Annotated in this window: 18 protein-coding genes; 15 read left to right on the top strand and 3 right to left on the bottom strand. The window is 67.0% G+C overall.

Going from position 1 to position 21240, the window contains the following annotated elements; genetic code table 11:
* Positions 1–154 precede the first annotated feature (154 nt).
* Both dnaB and AC5RTS_RS12045 read left to right on the top strand, forming a co-directional pair.
* Positions 155–1537: a replicative DNA helicase gene (dnaB, locus tag AC5RTS_RS12050; protein WP_227903081.1), complete on the top strand. Its 1383-nt coding sequence runs from the start codon at positions 155–157 to the stop codon at positions 1535–1537.
* A 52-nt stretch (positions 1538–1589) separates the two neighbouring features.
* The gene (locus AC5RTS_RS12045; RefSeq protein WP_493992262.1) at positions 1590–2231 is read left to right on the top strand and encodes a hypothetical protein; all 642 of its coding nucleotides are present in this window, start codon (positions 1590–1592) and stop codon (positions 2229–2231) included.
* A gap of 54 nt (positions 2232–2285) precedes the next feature.
* Here the strand turns inward: AC5RTS_RS12045 and AC5RTS_RS12040 are convergent, their stop codons facing one another.
* A complete protein-coding gene (locus AC5RTS_RS12040; RefSeq protein ID WP_493992261.1) occupies positions 2286–4283 on the bottom strand; it encodes an APC family permease in 1998 nt (665 codons plus the stop codon).
* Positions 4284–4484: 201 nt separating this feature from the next.
* On the opposite strand from AC5RTS_RS12040, the gene AC5RTS_RS12035 reads away from it, so the two are divergent.
* From AC5RTS_RS12035 to AC5RTS_RS12000, 8 genes are all read left to right on the top strand, one after another.
* Complete coding sequence (locus AC5RTS_RS12035; protein WP_493992260.1) at positions 4485–5525, top strand: LacI family DNA-binding transcriptional regulator; 1041 nt, start codon at positions 4485–4487, stop codon at positions 5523–5525.
* Between the two features lie 168 nt (positions 5526–5693).
* Positions 5694–7379 carry a ribulokinase gene (gene araB / locus AC5RTS_RS12030; protein ID WP_493992259.1) on the top strand — a complete coding sequence of 562 codons (1686 nt, stop codon included), beginning with the start codon at positions 5694–5696 and terminating at the stop codon, positions 7377–7379.
* A complete protein-coding gene (locus tag AC5RTS_RS12025) occupies positions 7376–8101 on the top strand; it encodes an L-ribulose-5-phosphate 4-epimerase (protein WP_493992258.1) in 726 nt (241 codons plus the stop codon). The genes araB and AC5RTS_RS12025 overlap by 4 nt, the downstream gene beginning before the upstream one ends.
* A 1-nt stretch (position 8102) precedes the next feature.
* Positions 8103–9617 carry an L-arabinose isomerase gene (gene araA / locus AC5RTS_RS12020; protein WP_493992257.1) on the top strand — a complete coding sequence of 505 codons (1515 nt, stop codon included), beginning with the start codon at positions 8103–8105 and terminating at the stop codon, positions 9615–9617.
* Positions 9618–9658: 41 nt separating this feature from the next.
* Positions 9659–10780 (top strand): multiple monosaccharide ABC transporter substrate-binding protein, encoded by a 1122-nt coding sequence (gene chvE / locus AC5RTS_RS12015; protein WP_493992256.1) that lies wholly within the window; start codon positions 9659–9661, stop codon positions 10778–10780.
* 72 nt (positions 10781–10852) lie between these two features.
* Entirely contained in the window at positions 10853–12382 is a 1530-nt protein-coding gene (mmsA, locus tag AC5RTS_RS12010) for a multiple monosaccharide ABC transporter ATP-binding protein (protein WP_493992255.1), read from the top strand.
* A gap of 2 nt (positions 12383–12384) precedes the next feature.
* Positions 12385–13635: a multiple monosaccharide ABC transporter permease gene (gene mmsB / locus AC5RTS_RS12005; RefSeq protein ID WP_493992254.1), complete on the top strand. Its 1251-nt coding sequence runs from the start codon at positions 12385–12387 to the stop codon at positions 13633–13635.
* Between the two features lie 491 nt (positions 13636–14126).
* A complete protein-coding gene (locus tag AC5RTS_RS12000) occupies positions 14127–14864 on the top strand; it encodes a transglycosylase family protein (protein ID WP_493992386.1) in 738 nt (245 codons plus the stop codon).
* Positions 14865–14975: 111 nt separating this feature from the next.
* Here AC5RTS_RS12000 and AC5RTS_RS11995 read toward each other — a convergent pair whose 3' ends face one another.
* A complete protein-coding gene (locus AC5RTS_RS11995; RefSeq protein ID WP_493992253.1) occupies positions 14976–15326 on the bottom strand; it encodes a MoaD/ThiS family protein in 351 nt (116 codons plus the stop codon).
* On the bottom strand, positions 15304–16407 hold the full coding sequence (locus AC5RTS_RS11990; RefSeq protein ID WP_493992252.1) for a WD40/YVTN/BNR-like repeat-containing protein: 1104 nt from the start codon (positions 16405–16407) through the stop codon (positions 15304–15306). Before AC5RTS_RS11990 ends, AC5RTS_RS11995 begins: the two co-directional genes overlap by 23 nt.
* Positions 16408–16598: 191 nt before the next feature.
* Here AC5RTS_RS11990 and AC5RTS_RS11985 point away from each other — a divergent pair, with 191 nt between their 5' ends.
* Genes AC5RTS_RS11985 through AC5RTS_RS11965 form a run of 5 tightly spaced genes read left to right on the top strand, consistent with a single transcriptional unit; the run spans position 16599 to position 21228 of the window.
* On the top strand, positions 16599–17543 hold the full coding sequence (locus AC5RTS_RS11985; protein WP_493992251.1) for a DUF4031 domain-containing protein: 945 nt from the start codon (positions 16599–16601) through the stop codon (positions 17541–17543).
* Positions 17540–18802: an MFS transporter gene (locus AC5RTS_RS11980; protein ID WP_493992250.1), complete on the top strand. Its 1263-nt coding sequence runs from the start codon at positions 17540–17542 to the stop codon at positions 18800–18802. Before AC5RTS_RS11985 ends, AC5RTS_RS11980 begins: the two co-directional genes overlap by 4 nt.
* Before the next feature lies 1 nt (position 18803).
* Complete coding sequence (locus AC5RTS_RS11975) at positions 18804–20171, top strand: MATE family efflux transporter (RefSeq protein ID WP_493992385.1); 1368 nt, start codon at positions 18804–18806, stop codon at positions 20169–20171.
* Between the two features lie 59 nt (positions 20172–20230).
* Positions 20231–20797, top strand: a complete 567-nt coding sequence (locus AC5RTS_RS11970; protein ID WP_493992249.1) for a DUF308 domain-containing protein — start codon at positions 20231–20233, stop codon at positions 20795–20797.
* A 59-nt stretch (positions 20798–20856) separates the two neighbouring features.
* Entirely contained in the window at positions 20857–21228 is a 372-nt protein-coding gene (locus tag AC5RTS_RS11965; protein WP_493992248.1) for a hypothetical protein, read from the top strand.
* The last annotated feature ends 12 nt before the right edge of the window (positions 21229–21240 follow it).

Raw genomic sequence — 21240 nt, 5'->3', positions numbered from 1 at the left:
TGCGGTGAATCCCTTCATCAGACGCATGCCCGCCGCGTCCGGATCACTCAGCACAGCAGGCTCCGCACGGATGTCGGTGCCTGCTGATACAGATAGTCCAATGCTCCGGCAGGGCAGGGATCTAACGTCTTAGGCAGGAACGGAAAGGGTCACAGTGTCGCTCACGCATACGGACTCCAAGGCATCATCATCAAGTCCGGATTTCGCGAGGACACCGCCCCAGGACCTGGTAGCGGAACAGTCGGTGCTCGGCGGCATGATGCTGTCCAAGGATGCCATTGCCGACTGCGTCGAAGTCCTCCGGGGCATCGATTTCTACCGTCCCGCCCATGAGGCCATCTACGAAGCCATCATTGACCTCTACGGCCGCGGCGAGCCCGCGGACGCCGTCACCGTCTCCGACGAACTCACTAAGCGCGGGGAAATCAGCCGCATTGGCGGACCGGCCTACCTGCACACGCTGATCCAGTCCGTTCCCACCGCCGCCAACGCCGGGTTCTACGCCGAGATCGTCCGAGAGCGGGCGGTGCTGCGCCGGCTCGTGGACGCCGGAACCAAGATCGTCCAGCTGGGCTACTCCAATGACGGCATGGAAGTCGACGACATCGTCAATGCCGCCCAGGCGGAAGTCTACGCAGTGGCTGAACGCCGCACCGCCGAGGACTATGTCCCGCTGAAGGACATCATCGAGGGCACCGTGGACGAGATTGAGTCCGCCGGCCACCGCGGCGAGGGCATGACCGGCGTCCCCACCGGCTTCTACGAACTCGACGAGCTCACCCAGGGCCTGCACCCCGGCCAGATGATCGTTATTGCCGCCCGCCCCGCCGTCGGTAAATCGACGTTTGCACTGGACTTCGCCCGTTCCGCCGCCATCAAGAACAACATGACCACGGTGTTCTTCTCGCTGGAAATGGGCCGCAACGAGATTGCCATGCGCCTGCTCTCCGCCGAGGCCACCATTGGCCTGCAGGATCTGCGCAAGGGCACCATCAAGGACGAGCAGTGGGGCAAGATTGCCACCACCATGGGGCGCATGAACGACGCACCGCTGTTCATCGATGACAGCCCCAACATGTCGCTGATGGAAATCCGGGCCAAATGCCGGCGCCTGAAGCAGCGCCATGACCTCAAACTCGTAGTGCTGGACTACCTGCAGCTGATGTCCTCCGGCAAACGCGTGGAATCCCGCCAGCAGGAAGTCTCCGAGTTCTCCCGTGCACTGAAGCTGCTGGCCAAGGAACTCGAAGTGCCCGTTATCGCGCTTTCCCAGCTGAACCGTGGCTCCGAGCAGCGCACCGACAAGAAGCCGATGGTCTCGGACCTGCGTGAATCCGGTTCCATTGAGCAGGACGCCGACATGGTCATCCTGCTGCACCGCGAGGACATCTACGACAAGGAATCCCCGCGCGCCGGCGAGGCCGACGTGATTGTGGCCAAGCACCGTAACGGTCCCACGAAAACCATTGTGGTGGGCTTCCAGGGCCATTACTCCCGATTCTCGAATATGGCGGTGGAAGGCGGAAGCGGGTTCTAGCCCCGGTTCCACCTTTCCAGCCGCCTCCCCCCACCGTTCCAGGAGATCAGCCGTGCCCAAGTCCAAGCCCCGCAAGAAGGCCGTCAGCAAGAAGAAGCAGGCCCGCCGTGCCGAGCACGAGGTCAACGCCATGCTGCGCGGGGAAACCATGTACTTCAGCGACGACGCCGAGGCACTTTTGACCGCCCGCGGCTGGATCAGTGAGCGGGCCCAGCCCGGCGGTCCCGACCAGGGCGATGCCTGGTACTGGATGCCGTCGCAGCTGCCGGCCTACCTGGAAGAGGGTGAGCCGGTACCCACCTCCGTCTACCCGTCCTCCGAGACAACCTTCGTGGCCCAGCTTGCCACTCCGGACGGCTCCGTGCCCCCGGAGGCCCAGACCGAGTACGCGACCCTGGAGGACCTTGAAGCGGACCTGGAACGGCTCGAGGCCTACCGGGTGCCGGAGGGGGCCTGGACGGTCCTGAACGGCGGACCGGGCGCCGAGGAGACCCCGGCAGATTTGATCGACTCGGTCACGGAAGAATGGGAACTCATTGCCGAGCTCATCCACTTCCCCTACGCCGAAGACGGTCCGCGTTCCTTCGCAGCCGTGGAGCAGGCGGTACAGGACGGCCGGCTGACCGAATACGCCTACCGTTCCGTGCTGGCGGGCCGGGATGCAGCCGGACCCGCAGCCACCGGCCGGAGCTAACCCCCCGAGGCCGGGGCCAACCCGGAGGCCGGGGCTCGCCGGCGGCCGGCCCGGCTAGCCCCGGTTGCCCGCGCCGGGACCGCCGGCAGGCTCCCCGTGGGCGTCATGGCTGGAGGCAAGCTGCCACGGCACACTGGCCACCATGGTCGAGGGCTCGAAGTGCAGGCGGGCCTTGATCCTCAGAGCGGTCTGATTGTGGACCAGCTGCTCCCACCAGCGCCCCACCACATATTCCGGGATGTACACCACAAACAGTTCCCGCGGCGCGTTCCGGCGCGCCTCGCGCAGGTACGCCAGCACGGGGGAGATGGTTTCCCGGTAGGGGGAGGACAGGATGGTGAGCGGCACGGGAATCTGCAGGCGCTCCCAGTCGGCCATGGTGCGCCGGGTCTCCTCCGGATCAAGGTCCACCGTGATGGCATTCAGGCTCGAGGGGCGGGACGCCCGGGCATAGGCGATGGCCCGCAACGCGGGCTTGTGCACCTGGGAAATCAGGATCACCGCGTTGATCCGGGAGGGCAGCGCCAGGCTGTGCTCGTCCTCCTTCAGGGCGAGTTCCCGTGCCACCGTCTGGTAGTGCATGCGGATGCTGTACATGATCACGTAAAGGACGGCCATGGCGAGCAGGGCAATCCAGGCGCCGTGCTGGAATTTGGTGATGATGACGATCAGCAGCACCAGGGCGGTCATGCCGAAGCCCAGGGTGTTGATGGCCCGGGAACGCTGCATCCGGCGTCGGACGTCCTTGTTTCTTTCGGTGCGCAGCTTTCCCGTCCAGTGCCGGATCATGCCCAGCTGGCTGGCGGTGAAGGAGACGAAAACCCCCACGATGTAGAGCTGGATCAGCCGCGTCACATCGGCGTCGAAGGCCACAATCAGCACCAGCGCGCCCAGGCCCAGGGAGATAATGCCGTTGCTGAAGGCCAGGCGGTCCCCGCGGGTGCGCATCTGGCGGGGCAGGTAGCCGTCCCGGGCCAGGATGGAGCCCAGGACCGGGAAGCCGTTGAAGGCGGTGTTGGAGGCAAAGACCAGAATCAGCCCGGTGGCCGCCACCACAATGTAGAAGGGGAGGCTGCCGCCGCCGAAAATGGTCTCCGCCAGCTGGCTGATCACCGGGTGCTGCACATAGCCCTCGCCCACCGCTTCACCGTTCAGGGTGAGCTGGGTGGCCGGGTCCTGTGCAACGTGGACCTTGGTGAGGTTGGCCATGGCCAGGATCCCGCCCAGCATGGCGGTGGCAATCATGCCAAGCAGCAGGAGGGTGGTGGCGGCATTGGCGCTCTTGGGTTTGCGGAACGTGGGAACCCCGTTGCTGATGGCTTCAACACCGGTCAGCGCTGCCGCACCGGAGGAAAAGGCGCGCAGGAGCAGGAAGGCCCCGGCCAGGCCCACCAGGCCGCCGTCGAGTCCGGCCTCGGGAACGAGGTCAAAGGAGGCGGAGGGTGCCTGCTTAAGGTTTCCGGAGAAGAACTGGACGGCGCCCGTAATGCACATGCCCAGCACGGACGCCATGAATATGTAGGCGGGCAGGGCGAACACGGATCCCGCTTCGCGGATGCCGCGGAGGTTGATGAGTACCAGCAGGGCGACGCCGATCACCGCAATGGTTGCCTGATTGCCGTGCAGGGCGGGAACCGCGGTGACCAGATACGCCGCCGCCGAGGACATGGACACGGCAACGGTGAGCACATAGTCCACCAGCAGGGCCGAAGCGACCGTGAGGCCGGCGGACTTCCCGAGATTCGCGCTGGCAATTTCATAGTCGCCGCCGCCTGAGGGATACGCGTGTACATTCTGCCGGTAGGAGGCCACCACGGTCAGCAGCACCACCATCACCGCCAGGCCCACCCAGGGTGAGACCGTGACGGCAGTGACGCCGGCGAGGGCCAGGGTCAGCAGAATCTCATCGGGTGCATAGGCAGCCGATGAGAGAGCGTCCGAGGCAAAAACGGGAAGCGCAATCCGCTTGGGCAGAAGGGTCTGCGCGAGGCGCTCATTCCCGTACGGACGCCCGACCAGAATGCGCTTGAACGCATTGAAGAATGTGAGCACGAGGTCCAACGTTAGACCTGCGCTGCGGGCACTGTCCAGAAGTCCCCCAACGCGTGCCCGCGGCCATCGCCGGGGCGGAACCGGGGCACCGGTTTTCCACCGGATGATCCGCGGATCCGGCGGCGTGCCCGGACGCGCCGGAGAGTTCGGTATGCCGGCAGTGGATGCCGCCGGAGCCACCGGTGCAGTACGGTTCTGACTATGAGCAATGAGGGCAGGACGGGTTCCCTATCCCCTCGGCGCGCGTCCAATATCCGCGACGTTGCTGCAGCTGCCGGCGTTTCCTACCAGACTGTTTCCCGGGTCATCAACGGACACCCGAATCTGCGCGATTCCACGCGGGAACGGGTGCTGGAGGCCATGGAACGGCTCCAGTTCCGGCCCAACCGTGCAGCGCGGGCCCTGGTCACCAGGGAATCGCGCATCATAGGCGCCTTGGTGGCGTCCGGTGCGGAGTACGGGCCGACGGCCAGCCTGCAGGCGATCCAGGCCGCCGCGAATGAAGCCGGCTATGTGGTGGACGCCGTGCATATCGACAACGCTGACCGCTCCTCTATTGAGGAGGCCCTGGACCGGCTGATGAGCCATGCCGTGGAGGGGCTCGTACTGCTTGCCCCGCAGTCCCGCGCGCTTGAGGTGATTGAGCAGCTCTCTATCCGGATTCCCTTTGTCACCGTGCATTCGCTGCACAGCCAGGACCACCGGATGTCGGTGGACCAGCTGTCGGGGGCGCGGCTGGCCACCCGCTGCCTGCTGGAACTTGGGCACCGGAACGTGGTGCATGTTCCCGGACCGGAGGAATGGGTGGAAACCGAAGCCCGCCTCCAGGGATATGTGGAGGAGATGGCCGCGTGGGGCCTGACGCCCGCTGTCGTTCCGGCAGGGGAGTGGACCGCGGACTCGGGTTACCGGGTGGGCACTGAACTGCGCAAGGACCTGCGGTTCACTGCGGTGTTCTCCGGAAATGACCACATTGCCCTCGGCCTGGTGCACGCTTTCGCGGAGGTCGGCCTGCGGGTGCCCGACGACGTGAGCGTGGTGGGCTTTGACGATGTGCCCGAAGCGGCGCACTTCCTTCCGCCGCTGACCACCATCCGGCAGGACTTTCCTGAACTGGGCCGGCGCTGCGTGGCCGTCCTGCTGGCGGAACTGCGCGGGGGCGATCCGGTAAAGACCGGCGACGTGGCACCGAAACTGGTGCACCGGAGCTCCACGGCAGCCCCGCCGTCTTCCCCCCGCTAAACGGCGACCGCACGGTGCGTTACCAAACTGTTACCAACTTTAGTGCCCCGTGTCACATTTTCGGGAGTAGCGTGACACCCAGCAACGAATTGTGACCGTTCACATTTCTGGATCTGACGGATCCGGGCACGGTCGCGGATATACCGGTTCAACGACAATGAGGTCACCGTGCAGCACAGGAACTCTCCCGCCCATGTAGTCGGCATCGACTTCGGCACCCTTTCCGGGCGGGCCGTCGTAGTGCGGGTGGACGACGGCGCCGAGCTCGGCTCCGCGGTGCACCCCTACCGGCACGGAGTGATGGATTCCGTCCTTGCCGCCACCGGTGCGCCGTTGCCGCCCGACTGGGCCCTGCAGGTCCCCGCGGACTACCTCGAGGTCCTGCAGCACGCGGTACCGTCAGCCATTCTGGCCGCGGGCATTGACCCGTCCTCGGTCATCGGCATCGGCACCGACTTCACTGCGTGCACCATGGTCCCCGTTACGGCGGACGGCACCCCGTTGAATGAACTTCCCGAGTACCAGGACCGGCCGCACGCCTATGTGAAGCTTTGGCGCCACCATGCGGCCCAGAAGCAGGCGGACCGCATCAACGAGCTGGCGCGGCAGCGGAACGCCGCCTGGCTGCCCCGCTACGGCGGTCTGATCTCCAGCGAATGGGAGTTCGCCAAGGGGCTGCAGCTGCTGGAAGAGGACCCGGAGCTCTACGCGCTGATGGATCACTGGGTGGAAGCAGCCGACTGGATTGTCTGGCAGCTGACCGGTAACTATGTGCGAAACGCCTGTTCGGCCGGATACAAGGGGATCCTGCAGGACGGCGCGTACCCGGACGCGGATTTCCTGACGGCCCTGAACCCCGGCTTTGCCGGGTTCGTCACCGACAAACTCGAGCAGCCGGTGGGAGCCCTGGGCTCCGCCGCCGGAACGCTCACCGACGAGGCCGCCGCCTGGACCGGCCTCCCGGCCGGCATTCCGGTGGCCGTCGGCAATGTGGACGCCCATGTCACCGCTCCCGCCGCGGGGGTTGCCGGACCCGGGCAAATGGTTGCGATCATGGGCACCTCCACCTGCCACGTGATGAATGCCGAAACCCTGCGTGATGTGCCGGGCATGTGCGGAGTGGTGGACGGAGGCATTGTCGAGGGCCTCTACGGCTATGAAGCCGGCCAGTCAGGTGTCGGGGACATTTTTGGCTGGTTCACCGCGAATTTCGTCCCCGAAGAACTGACGCAGGAAGCAGCCGGCCGGGGGATGAGTGTTCATGAACTGCTCACCGAGCAGGCCGCCGGCCAGGAGGTGGGCGCCCACGGGCTGCTTGCCCTGGACTGGCAGTCCGGCAACCGTTCGGTGCTGGTGGACCACGAACTGTCCGGGCTGCTCGTGGGGCTGACCCTGGCCACCCGCCCGCACGAGGTGTACCGGGCGCTGCTGGAGGCCACCGCCTTCGGCACCCGCACCATTGTGGAGGCCTTCACCTCCTCGGGCATTCCGGTGACGGAGTTCGTTGCGGCCGGGGGGCTGGTGCGGAACCGGTTCCTGATGCAGGTCTACGCCGATGTTCTTGGCATGCCGATTTCCGTGATCGGCAGCGAACAGGGGCCGGCCCTGGGATCCGCCATCCACGCGGCCGTAGCCGCCGGCGCCTACCCCCGTGTCCGCGAGGCGGCGGCAGCCATGGGCAGGCTGCAGCGGAACGAATACCTGCCGGATCCGGAGCGTTCCCAGGCATACAACGCGTTGTATGCGGAATACACGGCGCTGCATGACTACTTCGGCCGGGGCGGCAATAACGTTATGCACCGGCTCAAAGCCATGCGCCGCTCCGCCCGGCTGGTCCGCGAGGTGACGGCATGAGCGCCCCCGGGACCGGTTTCGAGCAGGCCGTAGCGCGCGTCCGCGCAGAAGTGGCTGCCCTGCACGGCGAACTGGTGCGGTACGGGCTGGTGGCGTGGACCGCGGGAAACATTTCCGGCCGGATTCCCGGCACCGGGTACTTCGTCATCAAGCCCAGCGGCGTGGAGTACGCGGACCTGAGCCCGGAAAACCTTATTCTGTGCGAACCCGACGGGAGTGCGGTGGCCGGAAGCCAGGATGCCGGGTTATCCCCGTCCAGTGACACCGCCGCGCACGCCTACGTGTACCGCAACATGCCGGGGACCGGGGGAGTGGTGCACACCCATTCGCCGTACGCCACGGCCTGGGCGGCACGCGGTGAACCGATCCCCTGCGTGCTTACCGCCATGGCCGACGAATTCGGCGGGGAAATCCCGGTGGGCCCCTTCGCCATCATCGGCGATGACTCCATTGGCCGCGGTATCGTCTCCACCCTTCAGGGGCACCGGTCCCGTGCAGTCCTGATGCGGAACCACGGCCCCTTCACCATCGGCCGGGACGCCCGCGACGCCGTCAAGGCAGCCGTCATGCTCGAGGACGTTGCCCGCACGGTCCACTTCGCGCGCCAGCTCGGAGAGCCCCAGCCCATCGAACCGGCCCACGTGGACGCCCTGTTCGACCGCTATCAGAACGTGTACGGCCAGCAGCCGGCAGCAACCCCAACAAACTCAGGAGTGCACTGACGTGAGTCCCCTCAACACCACGCTCGAACCCTACGAGGTCTGGTTCCTCACCGGCAGCCAGGACCTCTACGGCGAGGACACGCTGCGCCAGGTCGCCGAACAGTCCAAGGCAATTGTCGGCATGCTCGAGGCCGCCGGCCTGCCGGTGCGCCCGGTCTGGAAACCGACACTCACGGATACCGCATCCATCCACGCTGCAGCGCTAGCCGCCAACGCGGCGGAAAACGTCATTGGCGTGATCGCCTGGATGCATACCTTCAGCCCCGCCAAAATGTGGATCCGCGGGCTGGACGCCCTGCGCAAACCGCTCCTTCACCTGCACACACAGATCAACGTGGAACTGCCGTGGGCGGAGATCGACTTCGATTTCATGAACCTGAACCAGGCTGCGCACGGGGACCGTGAATTCGGGTATATCGCCACCCGTCTGGACGTGCCCCGCAAAACCGTCGTGGGGCACGTTTCCACCCCCGCCGTCATTGCACAGATAGCCTCCTGGCAGCGGGCCTGTGCCGGCCGTGCCACCCTGCAGGGCATGCGGGTTGCCCGGTTCGGTGACAACATGCGCAACGTCGCCGTCACCGAAGGAGACAAGACCGAAGCCGAACTGCGCTTCGGCGTCTCCATCAACAGCTGGGGGGTCAATGACCTCGTGGAGGTGGTGGACGCGCAGTCCGAGGACAGCGTGGACAAACTCGTGGCGGAGTACGAAGACCTCTATGACATCTCCCCGCAGCTGCGGCCGGGCGGCAGCCGGCACGAATCGCTGCGCTACGGGGCGCGGCAGGAACTCGGCCTGCTCCAGTTCCTGGAAGAAGGCGGGTTCGATGCCTTCACCACCAACTTCGAGGATCTGGGCGGCCTGCGGCAGCTGCCGGGACTGGCCGTGCAGCGGCTGATGTTCCACGGCTACGGGTTCGGCGCCGAAGGGGACTGGAAAACCGCCATGCTGGTCCGGGCCGCGAAGGTGATGGGCGCAGGCCTGCCCGGAGGCGCTTCCCTGATGGAGGACTACACCTACCACCTGGTGCCCGGCGAGGAGAAAATCCTCGGCGCGCACATGCTGGAAATCTGTCCCAGCCTCACCACGGACAAACCCAGCCTGGAAGTGCACCCGCTGGGCATCGGCGGCCGGGAAGACCCGGTCCGCCTGGTGTTCACCACTGACCCGGGCCCCGGCGTCGTCCTGGCCATGTCCGACATGCGCGACAGGTTCCGGCTGACCGCCAACACGGTGGACGTGGTTCCTCCGGACGCCCCGCTGCCGAACCTGCCGGTGGCCCGCGCCGTCTGGCAGCCGCATCCCGATCTCGCCACCTCCGCGGCCGCCTGGCTCACTGCCGGTGCCGCCCACCACACCGTGCTCAGCACGGCCCTCGGGCCGGACGTCCTGACCGACTTCGCCGAAATGTCCGAAGTGGAACTGCTGCTCATCGACAACACCACGGACCTGCGCGGGTTCCAGCGGGAAGTCCGCTGGAATGCCGCCTACTACCGGCTAGCCCAGAAACTCTGACTCCACCCCACCAAGGCACGGCAACAACGAAAGGCATGACCATGACACGCAAACCCACCCTGAAACGGGTACTTATCGGCGGCGTCTCGCTGAGCCTGGCCCTCAGCATGAGCGCCTGCGCCGGCAACCGCGGCGGCGGGGACGCCGGCGGCGAGTCCAACGAGGGCGCCAAGATCGGCGTCGCCATGCCCACCCAGCAGTCCGAACGCTGGATCGCCGACGGTGAGAACGTCAAGTCCCAGCTGGAGGAGCTCGGCTACGAGGTGGACCTGCAGTACGCCAACGACGACATCCCCACCCAGATCTCCCAGATCGAGAACATGATCAACGGCGGCGCCGAGGCCCTGGTCATTGCGTCCATCGACGGCACCACGCTGACCAGCGTGCTGGACACGGCCGAATCCCAGGACATCCCCGTGATCGCCTACGACCGGCTGATCAACGAGTCCGACACGGTGGACTACTACACGACCTTCGACAACTACGAAGTGGGGGTCCAGCAGGGCACTTCGCTGCTCACCGGACTCGGCATCCTGGACGACGCCGGGCAGCCGACCGGGGAAAAGGGGCCGTTCAACGTCGAACTGTTCGCGGGCAGCCCGGATGACAACAACGCCACGTTCTTCTGGGACGGCGCCATGGACACCCTGCAGCCCTACCTCGATGACGGAACCCTGAAGGTCCCCAGCGGACAGACCGCCTTTGAGCAGGCCGCCATCCTCCGCTGGCTGCCGGATACCGCCCAGGACCGGATGGAGGATCTGCTGACCGTTGGCGGCGGAGCGCAGATCGACGGCGTGCTTTCCCCGTATGACGGGCTGTCCATCGGCATCATCTCCGCCCTGCGCTCCGGCGGCTACACCGGGGAGAACCTGCCGGTGGTCACCGGCCAGGACGCGGAAGTGGGCTCGGTGCAGTCGATCATGAACGACGAGCAGTACTCCACGATCTTCAAGGACGTGCGTGAGCTCGGCAAACGGGCAGTGCTGATGGTTGACGCCCTGATGAAGGACGAGGAGCCGGAAACCAATGACGAGGAGACCTACGACAACGGCGCGAAGGTAGTGCCGGCGTACCTGCTCGAAAGCCAGATCGTCACCGTGGACAACTACGAAGAGGTCCTCGTGGACAGCGGCTACTACGAGGCGTCCGACCTGGAGTAACCCGGCTGCGGGCGGCCCGGAGCGGGCCGCCCGCAGCATCACCACTGAAAGTCCAAGGACAGGGAGGTCCGCATGAGTGACCATATTCTCCAAATGACCGGGATCGGCAAGGCCTTCCCGGGCGTCAAGGCGTTGCAGGACGTCACTCTTGCGGTTGAACGCGGAGAGGTCCACGCCATTTGCGGCGAGAACGGAGCGGGCAAGTCCACCCTGATGAAGGTGCTCTCCGGTGTTTACCCGCACGGCAGCTACGAGGGCGAGATCCTCCTCGACGGCCGCACCGTCGCCTTCCGCGACATCAAGGACAGTGAACGCAGCGGCGTCGTCATCATCCATCAGGAACTGGCGCTGTCCCCGTACCTCTCCGTTGCCGAGAACATCTTCCTGGGCAATGAGCGCTCGGCCCGGGGCTGGATCAACTGGAACGAAACCAACGTGCGTGCGGCGGAACTGATGCGCAGGGTCGGGCTGGACCTGAACCCGGTCACCCGGGCCGGGGACATCGGTGTGGGAAAGCAGCAACTGGTGGAGATTGCCAAAGCCCTGTCCAAGGACGTGAAACTGCTCATCCTGGACGAACCCACCGCCGCGCTGAATGACGAGGACTCCGCCCACCTGCTCGGGTTGGTCCGCGGCCTGCGCGAGGACGGCATCACCTGCATCATCATCAGCCACAAACTCAACGAAATCCGTGCCATCGCCGATTCGGTCACCATCCTGCGGGACGGACAGACCATTGAGACGCTCAGTCTCGACGACGGTTCCGTCACCGAGGAACGGATCATCAAGGGCATGGTGGGGCGGGAACTGACCAACCGCTACCCGGACCGCACCCCGGAGATCGGCGACGAGGTGCTGCGGGTGGAGGACTGGACCGTGCACCACCCCGCGGAGCCCACCCGTGTCGTCATCGACGGGGCACATCTGTCCGTGCGGGCCGGCGAGATTGTCGGCATCGCGGGGTTGATGGGTGCCGGGCGCACCGAACTGGCCATGAGCATTTTCGGACGCAGCTACGGCGCCGGCATCAGCGGCACGATCTACAAGAACGGGCGGGAGATCACTGCCCGCACCGTGCAGGAGGCGATCAGGCACGGAATCGCCTATGCCACCGAAGACCGGAAACGGTACGGCCTGAACCTGATCGAGGACATCAAGCGGAACGTCTCGGCCTCCGCCCTGACCAAGCTCGCCACCCGGGGCTGGGTGGACGGCGACCGGGAAACCGTGGTGGCACAGGACTACCAGCGCAGCATGAACATCAAAGCCCCCTCCGTAAGTGCGGTCACCGGCAAGCTCTCCGGCGGCAACCAGCAGAAAGTGGTCCTCTCCAAATGGATGTTCGCTGATCCGGATGTCCTGATCCTTGATGAACCCACCCGCGGGATCGATGTGGGCGCCAAATACGAGATCTACACGATCATCAACGGGCTCGCGGCACAGGGTAAGGCGGTGATTGTCATTTCCTCCGAACTTCCGGAGCTGCTTGGCATCTGCGACCGCATCTACACCCTGGCCCAGGGCCGCATCACCGCCGAGGTTCCCATCGCCGAGGCAACCCCCGAACGACTTATGCAGCACATGACACAGGAAAAGGAATAGCCATGGCTACCACTCTCGCCGGTGAGGATCCGGCACTGGGCACCAGGATCCCCAAACCGTCCCCGCTGGCCGACGCAGGCCGCTTCCTGGCCGGCCGGCTGCGGCAGATCGGCATCTTCCTGGCCCTGCTGGTGATAGTCACCCTGTTCCAGGTCCTGACCGGCGGCGCCCTGCTGCAGCCGGACAACGTGGCTAACATCATTGTGCAGAACAGCTACATCCTGCTCCTGGCCATCGGCATGGTCATGATCATTGTCGCCGGCCACATTGACCTGTCCGTGGGGTCCGTCGCGGCCTTCGTGGGTGCCATGTCCGGCATCATGATCCGCGACTGGGGCATGCCCTGGTGGGCAGCGCTGGTGGCCTCCCTGGTGGTGGGCGCGCTCGTGGGCGCATGGCAGGGCTTCTGGGTGGCGTACGTTGGTATTCCCGCGTTCATCGTCACACTGGCGGGCATGCTCGTTTTCCGCGGGCTCACCCAGATCATCCTCGGCAACCAGCGGATCACCGGCTTCCCGGAGGAATACCGCCAGCTCGGCGGAGGATCCCTGTTCCCCGGACTGTTCCCGGCGGAAACCAACCTCCTGGACTGGACCACCGTCGGACTCGGCGTGCTGGCCACGGTCCTGCTGGTCCTCAGCCAGCTTCGCGGCCGGGCTGCCCGGATGAAGCTGAACCTGGATGACGAACCCAAGGCATGGTTCCTCACCCGCCTGGTGTTCAGCGTCGTCGTGGTCCTCGGACTGACCTATCTGCTCGCCAGCTCCAGGGGCGGAACCCCCATAGTGCTCGTTGTCCTGGGCGTGCTGGTGGTGGCCTACAGCGCCGTGATGAACCGCTCGGTCTTTGGCCGCCACGTCTATGCCCGCGGCGGAAACCTGCAGGCGGCGCAGCTTTCCGGCGTCAACACCAAACGGGTGGACTTTCTGCTGTTTGTGAACATGGGCGTGCTGGCTGCCCTGGCCGGACTGATCTTCACCGGCCGCCTGAACTCGGCCGGCCCCGGCGCCGGAAACCTCTTCGAGCTTGACGCGATTGCCGCGGCCTTCATCGGCGGTGCCGCCGTCACCGGCGGAGTGGGCACCATTGTCGGGGCGATCACCGGAGGCCTGATCATGGGTGTTCTGAACAACGGAATGTCCCTGATGGGCGTGGGCATCGACTATCAGCAGTTCATTAAGGGCCTGGTCCTGCTGCTTGCGGTCGGCTTCGACGTCTTCAACAAGCGCAAGGCCTCCAACGCCTTGAAGTGATCGGCAGAGGAAAACGGCCGGCGGGTCCCGATAGGGGCCCGCCGGCCCTCGTTAACGGCCCGGAATCCGCGGCAAATCAGCGAAGAAGCAGCCAATGTAAGACGCAAATAGGGGTGTGTCCAGCGTTACCCGAAACTTTTTGTGATGAACCCTACAAGAGGCGCCTCGATCGGCTTGTTTGCGCGGATCTGGCCCGGTAACGATTGGGTTTCGATTAGGTAGCGATTTGATCTCGACAAATGACTGCTTTAGGTTGTTTAAGAGCCCGGATCGAGGGCTGGACTGCTAGCCGTTCTAAGGCTGGCCGCGGTCGGCACCCAAAGCTGGTGCGGCCGATGCATGAATCGCACGAATGCCGAGTACCACGCGTCCACTGTACGTCGCCGCTGCGTGGTGCCGAAAAAGACCTCTATCAGTCGGGGTAGGCGACGGCGCGCGGAAGCCCGGGGACGGGCGGAGCGCAGGTGGAACCCTTGGGAGCACAAGAACCGATGAAGAACCAGAAGATCCGTCGTATCGTACGCCGTGGACTGGCCACCGCTGCCCTCACCGGTGTCGGCGCTGCCGGCCTCGCAGGCCTTGCGGCTCCAGCCAACGCCAGCTCTATGGACTGGGACGCGCTCGCACAGTGCGAAAGCGGTGGAAACTGGGCTACCAACACCGGTAACGGTTTCTCCGGCGGGCTGCAGTTCACCCCCAGCACCTGGGCCGCCTTCGGCGGAACCGGTGACCCGGCCAACGCCAGCCGCGAGCAGCAGATTGCCGTAGCTGAGCGGGTCCTGGCCGAACAGGGTCCCGGTGCCTGGCCTGCCTGCACCGCCAAGCTGGGCCTGACCGGCGCCACTGCGAACCCGCAGGCCGCCACCCCGGCCCCGGCTCCGGTGGAAACCCAGGCCCCGGCACAGACCTACGCCCCGGTGGAAACCGTGCCCGTTGAAGCCGCACCGGTTGAAGCCGCCCCGGCACCGACCTATGTTGAGCCGCAGGCCCTTCCGGAGCAGCTGCCCGCCCCGACCAACGTTGAGGTCCAGGCTGTTGCACCGGTCCAGGCTCCTGCCGCGGCCCTGTCCGGCGAAACCTACGTTGTTCAGTCCGGCGACACGCTGTCCACCATTGCCGAGAAGCTGGGCATTGATGGCGGCTGGCAGGAACTGTACAACGCCAACATCGACACCGTGATCCACCAGGACCTGATCTTCACCGGTCAGACCCTGCAGCTGCCGGCCTAACCACCGGACTACACAGCTTCGGCACCGGTCCGCCGACGTCCGGCCGCCGACGCCCAGGGCGCCCCGCTACCAGCGGGGCGCCCGCCCGCGTTTAAGCACCGTTTAAACCCTTCAACCGCCGGCAATGGACTGCAGCACGAGTACCACGGCCCCGGGTCCCAGCACAGTCTCAGGCCCGGACAGGTCCCGGATATCCTCACCATCCACGTACATGTTCACGTAGCGGCGGATGTTTCCGGCGTCGTCAACAATCCGGTGGTAGACCCCGGGATGCCGGACCTGCAGCAGGCCAAGGAGCCCGCTGATGGTCGTGGCCCCGCCGTCGTCCTCCGGGCGGTCCGGGGAGCCGGGACGGAAGACCAGGCTACGGCTGCCGCCGGCGGCATCAGCCAGCGCGGCCGGCAGCAGAAGCTCGACGGCGGAGGCGGTGCCCCGTGCGTCAGAGGGCCAGTGCCCGGACACAGAGCACATCCGGCAGGTTGGCGGTGACCAGGCTGAAACTTTCCCCTTCATCGGCGCTGGCGTAGACCTCGCCGCCGCGCGTGCCGAAGTAGATGCCCGCCGGGTCGGCCCCGTCCACGTCCGCGGCATCCCGCAGCACCGCGTTGAAGTCATAGGCGGGAAGGCCGGCCTCGTGCCGCTCCCAGCTGCTGCCGGCGTCGGTACTGCGGTACACCGCGGGACGGCCCTCCGGAGGGTTGCGCTCGCCGGCCGACCCCAGCGGAATGGTCCAGATGGTGTCCGGACGGGTGGGATGGGCGAGCATCACAAAACCGAAATCCGCGGGCAGTCCGTCGGCGATGGACACCCACTGCCCGCCGGCGTCGTCGCTGCGGTAGACCCCGCCGTGGTTCTGCGCATAGAGCCGCTGCGGATTGCCGGCATCGCGGGCCACCTTGTGCACGCACTGACCGAATTCGGGGTAATGATCCGGCATGAAATCGGCAATGATGCCGGTGTTGAAGGCATCCCAGCTCCCGCCGCGGTCATCGGAGCGGTACACGCCGCCGCTGCTGATGGCCACATGAACGGAATCATCCGCCGGGCTCGGAAGCACCGTGTGCGCCGCCGGCCCGCCGTATCCCGCGCCCCACTGGGTGCGGTGCGGATGGTCCCAGAGACCGCGGACGAGCTCGAAGTGCTTCCCGCCGTCGGAGGAGCGGAACACGGAAATCGGCTCACAGCCTGCCCAGACCACCCCGGGGCGGTCTTCGGTGTCCGGCTTCAGCTGCCAAATCCGCTCCAACGCGGCACCGGTGTCCTCCGGGAAGGCGATGGCCGGGGCCTCGGGCTCCTGCCAGGTCCTGCCGAGATCATCCGAGACGGCCACGTTGGTGCCCCACCACTCCGACCGCACCCCGGCCAGCAGCCGCGGAGACTCTCCGCGGGTATCGAAGGCGAGGGCGGGAACCTCGGTCATGGAAAATTCCGGCCCGCTCAACGTCCAGTTCCGCCGGTCGCTGCTGCTGGCAAGCCAGAGGCCCTTCCGGGTTCCAATGGCAACCACTGCGGGCACGTGGTTGCCGGGGGTCACCTCGTCCATGCGGTTATTGGAGCACTGCGGGGCGGGCAGAACAAGGGGGTCCCCGAAGATTTCCGCGCCCGCACCGGCGTCCTGCCGGGCACGCCGGTGCCGGCCCCGCGCCCCGGACACGGAGACCGGACATGGAAATAGGGCCCGCGCGTGCGATACACATAAACGATGCAGTTGTTGCCGCTGAACGCCATGCACCCATGATCTACATCGATCCGCCGATGTGGCCGGCGCACAATACCCTTTTCTCCCACCTCATTTCCGACGCCGGTCCGGGCGAGCTGCACGCCTTTGCCCGGGCCGCCGGTATCTCGCCGCGTGCGTTCGACGGCGACCATTACGACGTCCCGCAGCAGCGCTACGACACGTTGGTCCGGCGCGGAGCGGTGCCCGTTACGGGCGGGAACCTGGTGCGCATCCTGATTGACAGCGGACTCCGGATTCCGGCACGGGAGCGGCCTTCGGCCCTTGCCCGGCCGCTGATGCACCGCTGGAACCGGCTGCTGCCCGGCACTGCGGACCTGGGGGAGCACCTTCTGGAGCGCTGGAATGAACCGCACCGCCGGTACCACGACCGCCGTCACCTGCTGCAGGTGCTGGAGGCCCTGGACCTGCTTGCCGGTTCCCGGGTTTCGCTACCGGTGTCCCTTGCCGCCTGGTTCCACGACGCCGTCTATTCCGGTGCGCCGGGGCGGGACGAGGAAGCGTCCGCCCGGCTCGCCGAGGCCCTGCTGCCGGCCGCCGGTGTGGCTGCCGGCACCGTCGCCGAATGTGCCAGGCTGGTCCGCCTCACGGCAGACCACAACCCCCGGCCGGGCGACCGGCACGGGGAGCTGCTGGCCGACGCCGACCTCTCGGTGCTGGCCCGGGAACCGGACCGGTACCGCACCTACGTGGCGGACGTGCGCGCCGAGTACGCGCACCTCTCCGACGAGGACTTCGCCACCGGGCGCAAGCGGGTAATACGGCAGTTCGTGGACACCGATCCGTTGTTCCGCACCGCCTGCGGCCGGGACCTGTGGGAAGAGCAGGCCCGCCGGAACCTCAGCGCCGAGCTGGCCGGGACGCTGGCGGGAACCGCTCCGGCCGGGACGCCGGGCACGGGTGTGCCGGGCCGCCGTTCACCGCGCCGGAACCGGGCATGAGCGTACCGGCGGGGCAGGCCGGCTTCACCGGACACGCCAGGGGCACCCGCGGCTACCGGGGCGTGCTGGTGGGCCTGGCCGCGGCCGGCATGGCGACCTTCGCCCAGCTGTATTCCCTGCAGGGCGTCCTGCCGGAGCTTGCGGCCGGAATGGGGATCTCCGCGTCCTCGGCAGCCCTGACCGTTTCCGCAGCCACTCTTGGCCTCGCCGCGGCAGTGATTCCGTGGTCCGCAGCGGCGGACCGCTTCGGCCGGCTGCCGGTGATGAGGACGGCGATCCTGGCGGCCGTAGTGCTGGGACTGGCCGTTCCGCTGAGCCCGACGCTGCCTGTCCTGCTGATGCTGCGCTTTCTTGAAGGTGCAGCCCTGGGCGGCATCCCCGCCGTGGCCCTGGCCTACCTCAGCGAAGAGGTCAGCCGCCTGCATGCGGCGGTGGCCGCCGGCACCTACGTTTCCGGCACCACCATCGGCGGCCTTGCCGGCCGGATCCTCGCGGCGCCTGTGGCTGAACTGATCAACTGGCGGGCCGGGGTGGCCGCCGTGAGCATCCTCGCCGCGGGCGCCGCCGTCGTGTTCATGCTGACCGCGCCGCGGCAGCACGGCTTTGTCCCGGAACGGGCCGCCGCTCCGGGGCGGGAACTGGTGGCCCGGCTGGGGGCGAATCTCCGCAACCCGCGCCTGCTGGCCCTCTACCTGCAGGGCTTCCTGCTGATGGGCGGCTTCGTCGCCGTCTACAACTACCTCGGCTTCCGGCTGGGCGGCCCGCCGTTCGACCTGCCGCAGGCGCTGGCAAGCTCCCTGTTCCTCGCCTACCTTGCGGGCACCTGGTCCTCCCGTGCCGCCGGCACCCTGGCATCCCGGCTAACCGGCCGCGGCGGGCGCAAGCTGGTGCTGCTGCTCTGCACCGGGGCCATGGCGGCAGGCCTGGCGCTGACCCTTGCCGACCACCTGGCCGCCATTGTGGCCGGTCTGCTGGTGTTCACCGCGGGTTTTTTCGGCGCCCACGCCATCGCCTCGGGCTGGACGCCGCTGATGGCCCAGGTAGGCCGGGCGCAGGCCTCCTCCCTGTACAACCTCTTCTATTACACGGGCTCCAGCCTGCTCGGATGGGCAGGAGGCTACTACTTCCAACACAGCGGCTGGCCGTCCCTGGTGCTGTTTGTGGGTGCCCTGCTGCTGGCGGCGGCCCTGGTGGCCGCTCTGGTCCTGCGCGCCGACGACGGCGGTGGAAACGCCCCGGGTGGGCCGGTGAAACCGTAGGCTGGATGCTGTGAACACCCCAGCCGACCTCTCCTCCCGGCGGCTCAGCCGGCGGATCCTGGCCCTGGCCCTGCCGGCGCTGGGTGCGCTGATCGCCGAGCCGCTTTTCCTGCTCGCCGATTCGGCGATTGTGGGCCACCTCGGGGTGAACCAGCTCGCCGGCGTCGGCCTCGCCTCCACCGTGCTGCAGACCGCCGTCGGACTCATGGTTTTCCTGGCCTACTCCACCACCGGCACGGTAGCCCGCTACCTGGGCAGCAACCGGCACGGGGACGCGCTCGCCGCCGGCCGGGACGGGATCGCCCTGGCCCTGCTGCTCGGGGCGGTGCTCTCCACCGCCGGCTACATCTTCGCGCCGCAGCTGTGCACCGCCATGGGCGCCACCGGGGACGTGCACCGGTACGCCGTGGACTATCTGCGTTTTTCCATGCCGGGGCTGACCGCCATGCTGGTGGTCCTGGCCGCTACCGGTGTGCTGCGCGGTCTGCAGGACACCCGGACCCCGCTGGTGGTTGCCGCCGTCGGGTTCGCCGCCAACATCGGGCTGAACTACCTTTTGGTGTACGGATTCTCGCTCTCGGTGGCGGGTTCGGCGCTGGGCACCAGCATTGCCCAGTGGGGCATGGCCGTGTTCTACCTTGCGGCAGTGGCGCGGATGTCCCGCGCCAGGGGCGTGGCGCTGCGGCCAACCGCGGCGGGGATCAGAAACACCGCGCACGTCGGGTCCTGGCTGATGCTGCGCACCCTGAGCCTGCGGGCAGCCGTCCTGGCCACCGTCCTGGTAGCCACCGCGCAGGGGCCGGAATCCCTGGCGGCCCACCAGTTGGTCATGACCGTCTTTACCTTCCTGGCCTTTGCCCTGGACGCCCTGGCCATTGCAGCCCAGGCCATGATCGGCAAGGAACTGGGCGCCGGTGATACGGCGCTGGCCCGGGCCCTGACCCGCCGGATGGTGGTGTGGGGAGTGGGCTTCGGGGTCATTACCGGCGGGCTGCTGGCGATTGCCGCGCCGGTGGCCGGGGTGCTTTTCACCGGCGACGCCGGCGTGCAGCAGGCCATGACGGCGGGGCTGTGGGTCCTGGCCGTGTCCCAACCCATCTGCGGGCTGGTGTTTGTGCTGGACGGCGTGCTGATCGGGGCCGGAGATGCCAGATACCTGGCGCTGACCGGGCTGATCAACCTGGGCGTCTACCTGCCCCTGCTGATCTGGGTGCATGTCTCGCAGCTTGCCGGCCCGGTCGGCATCGCCTGGCTGTGGGCCGCCTTCGGCCTGGGCTACATGTGCGCCCGGGCCGCCACCCTCTCCTGGCGTGTGAGGCAGGACGCCTGGATGGTGACCGGTGCGGCCCCGGGGACGGCCAGCGACTAAGCTGGAGGGTGGCCAACCGGCCATTGACGTGACGGCGACATGAAAGCGGAGGCTCTGCAGTGGGTGCATCCAACACCGCAGCACCATGGGTACCCATGCTGCTGCGTTCAGCGGTAGCGGCGGTCTACGGGGTGCTGACCATTTTCTGGCAGGAACCCACCGATTCCGTTCTGGTGTTCGCCGGCGGCGCTTACCTGCTGCTGACCGGTGCCGCGCTTGTGCCGTTGTTCTCCCTTGCCCGCGGCCACGGAAACGTGCGCAGCGCCCTGCTGGTTGAGGCCGTCCTGTACGTTCTCGCCGGTGCAGCCGTACTGATCGTCGCTTCCGTCGGGGCCTTCACGGTCGCGGCCGCCGCGGCACTTATCGCCGGCGGCGCCATTGAACTGCTTCTCTGGGCCCGCAGCCGGAAGGCGTTCCTGCCCGCCCGCGACGGGCTCATCACCGGCGCAGCCGCACTCGGTGCCGGCGTCCTGGTGCTGGTGTTCCATGACCTCGGCGCCCGCGCCCTGCTCGGGGTTACCGGCGGATCCGCCATCATCATTGCCGTGATTCTGGCGCTTTCCGCCCTGGGGGCCCGGCATGATGCCCGCAGCGCCCAGGATGATCCGGCAAAGGCCGTAAACTAGTTCCACGGAAGTGCATTCTGCACCGACCCGTGCACCCCAACCCAGCAGGAGGATCTAACGTGGCGAATAGCTCAACCGGCGGCCCGCAGAGGCGGAACTCCGTGAAGGCACCGCTGATCTTCTCCGCTGTGCTGGCGGTGGTCGCCGGTGTATGCACCATGATCTTCGCCACCGGCGGAGCCGAGAAGGAACTCCGTGTTGATCTGGGCCTCACGGCCATGGGAATCGCCTTCATCGCGTCCCTGCTGATCTCCTCGCTGCTGCTGATGACGGAAAAGCCCAACCCGGATTACCTCAGCGAGGGCTCGGGGGTCCACCGCAGCTCGGCCAAGATCCCCGGCGGTGCAGGCAGCGTCGGCAAGCCGGCGCCGTCGTCGGCCCCCCGCGACGAAGATCCCGGCACCTCCCGCCCGGTCGATCCCACAAGCTGAACCGCAGCGCCA

It is taken from the genome of Arthrobacter sp. MDT1-49-2 (assembly GCF_059090185.1).
Note: the sequence above shows the minus strand (reverse complement) of the source record. Positions and strands in the feature narration are given on the sequence as shown.

What these genes read in the sequence shown, in the direction of transcription:
- mmsB (WP_493992254.1), top strand. Translation starts at nt 12,385, where the DNA reads ATGGCTACCACTCTCGCCGGTGAGGATCCGGCACTGGGCACCAGGATC.
- AC5RTS_RS12025 (WP_493992258.1), top strand. Translation starts at nt 7,376, where the DNA reads ATGAGCGCCCCCGGGACCGGTTTCGAGCAGGCCGTAGCGCGCGTCCGC.
- AC5RTS_RS12000 (WP_493992386.1), top strand. Translation starts at nt 14,127, where the DNA reads ATGAAGAACCAGAAGATCCGTCGTATCGTACGCCGTGGACTGGCCACC.
- chvE (WP_493992256.1), top strand. Translation starts at nt 9,659, where the DNA reads ATGACACGCAAACCCACCCTGAAACGGGTACTTATCGGCGGCGTCTCG.
- AC5RTS_RS11985 (WP_493992251.1), top strand. Translation starts at nt 16,599, where the DNA reads ATGATCTACATCGATCCGCCGATGTGGCCGGCGCACAATACCCTTTTC.
- AC5RTS_RS11980 (WP_493992250.1), top strand. Translation starts at nt 17,540, where the DNA reads ATGAGCGTACCGGCGGGGCAGGCCGGCTTCACCGGACACGCCAGGGGC.
- AC5RTS_RS11990 (WP_493992252.1), bottom strand. Translation starts at nt 16,407, where the DNA reads ATGGACGAGGTGACCCCCGGCAACCACGTGCCCGCAGTGGTTGCCATT.
- mmsA (WP_493992255.1), top strand. Translation starts at nt 10,853, where the DNA reads ATGAGTGACCATATTCTCCAAATGACCGGGATCGGCAAGGCCTTCCCG.
- AC5RTS_RS12035 (WP_493992260.1), top strand. Translation starts at nt 4,485, where the DNA reads ATGAGCAATGAGGGCAGGACGGGTTCCCTATCCCCTCGGCGCGCGTCC.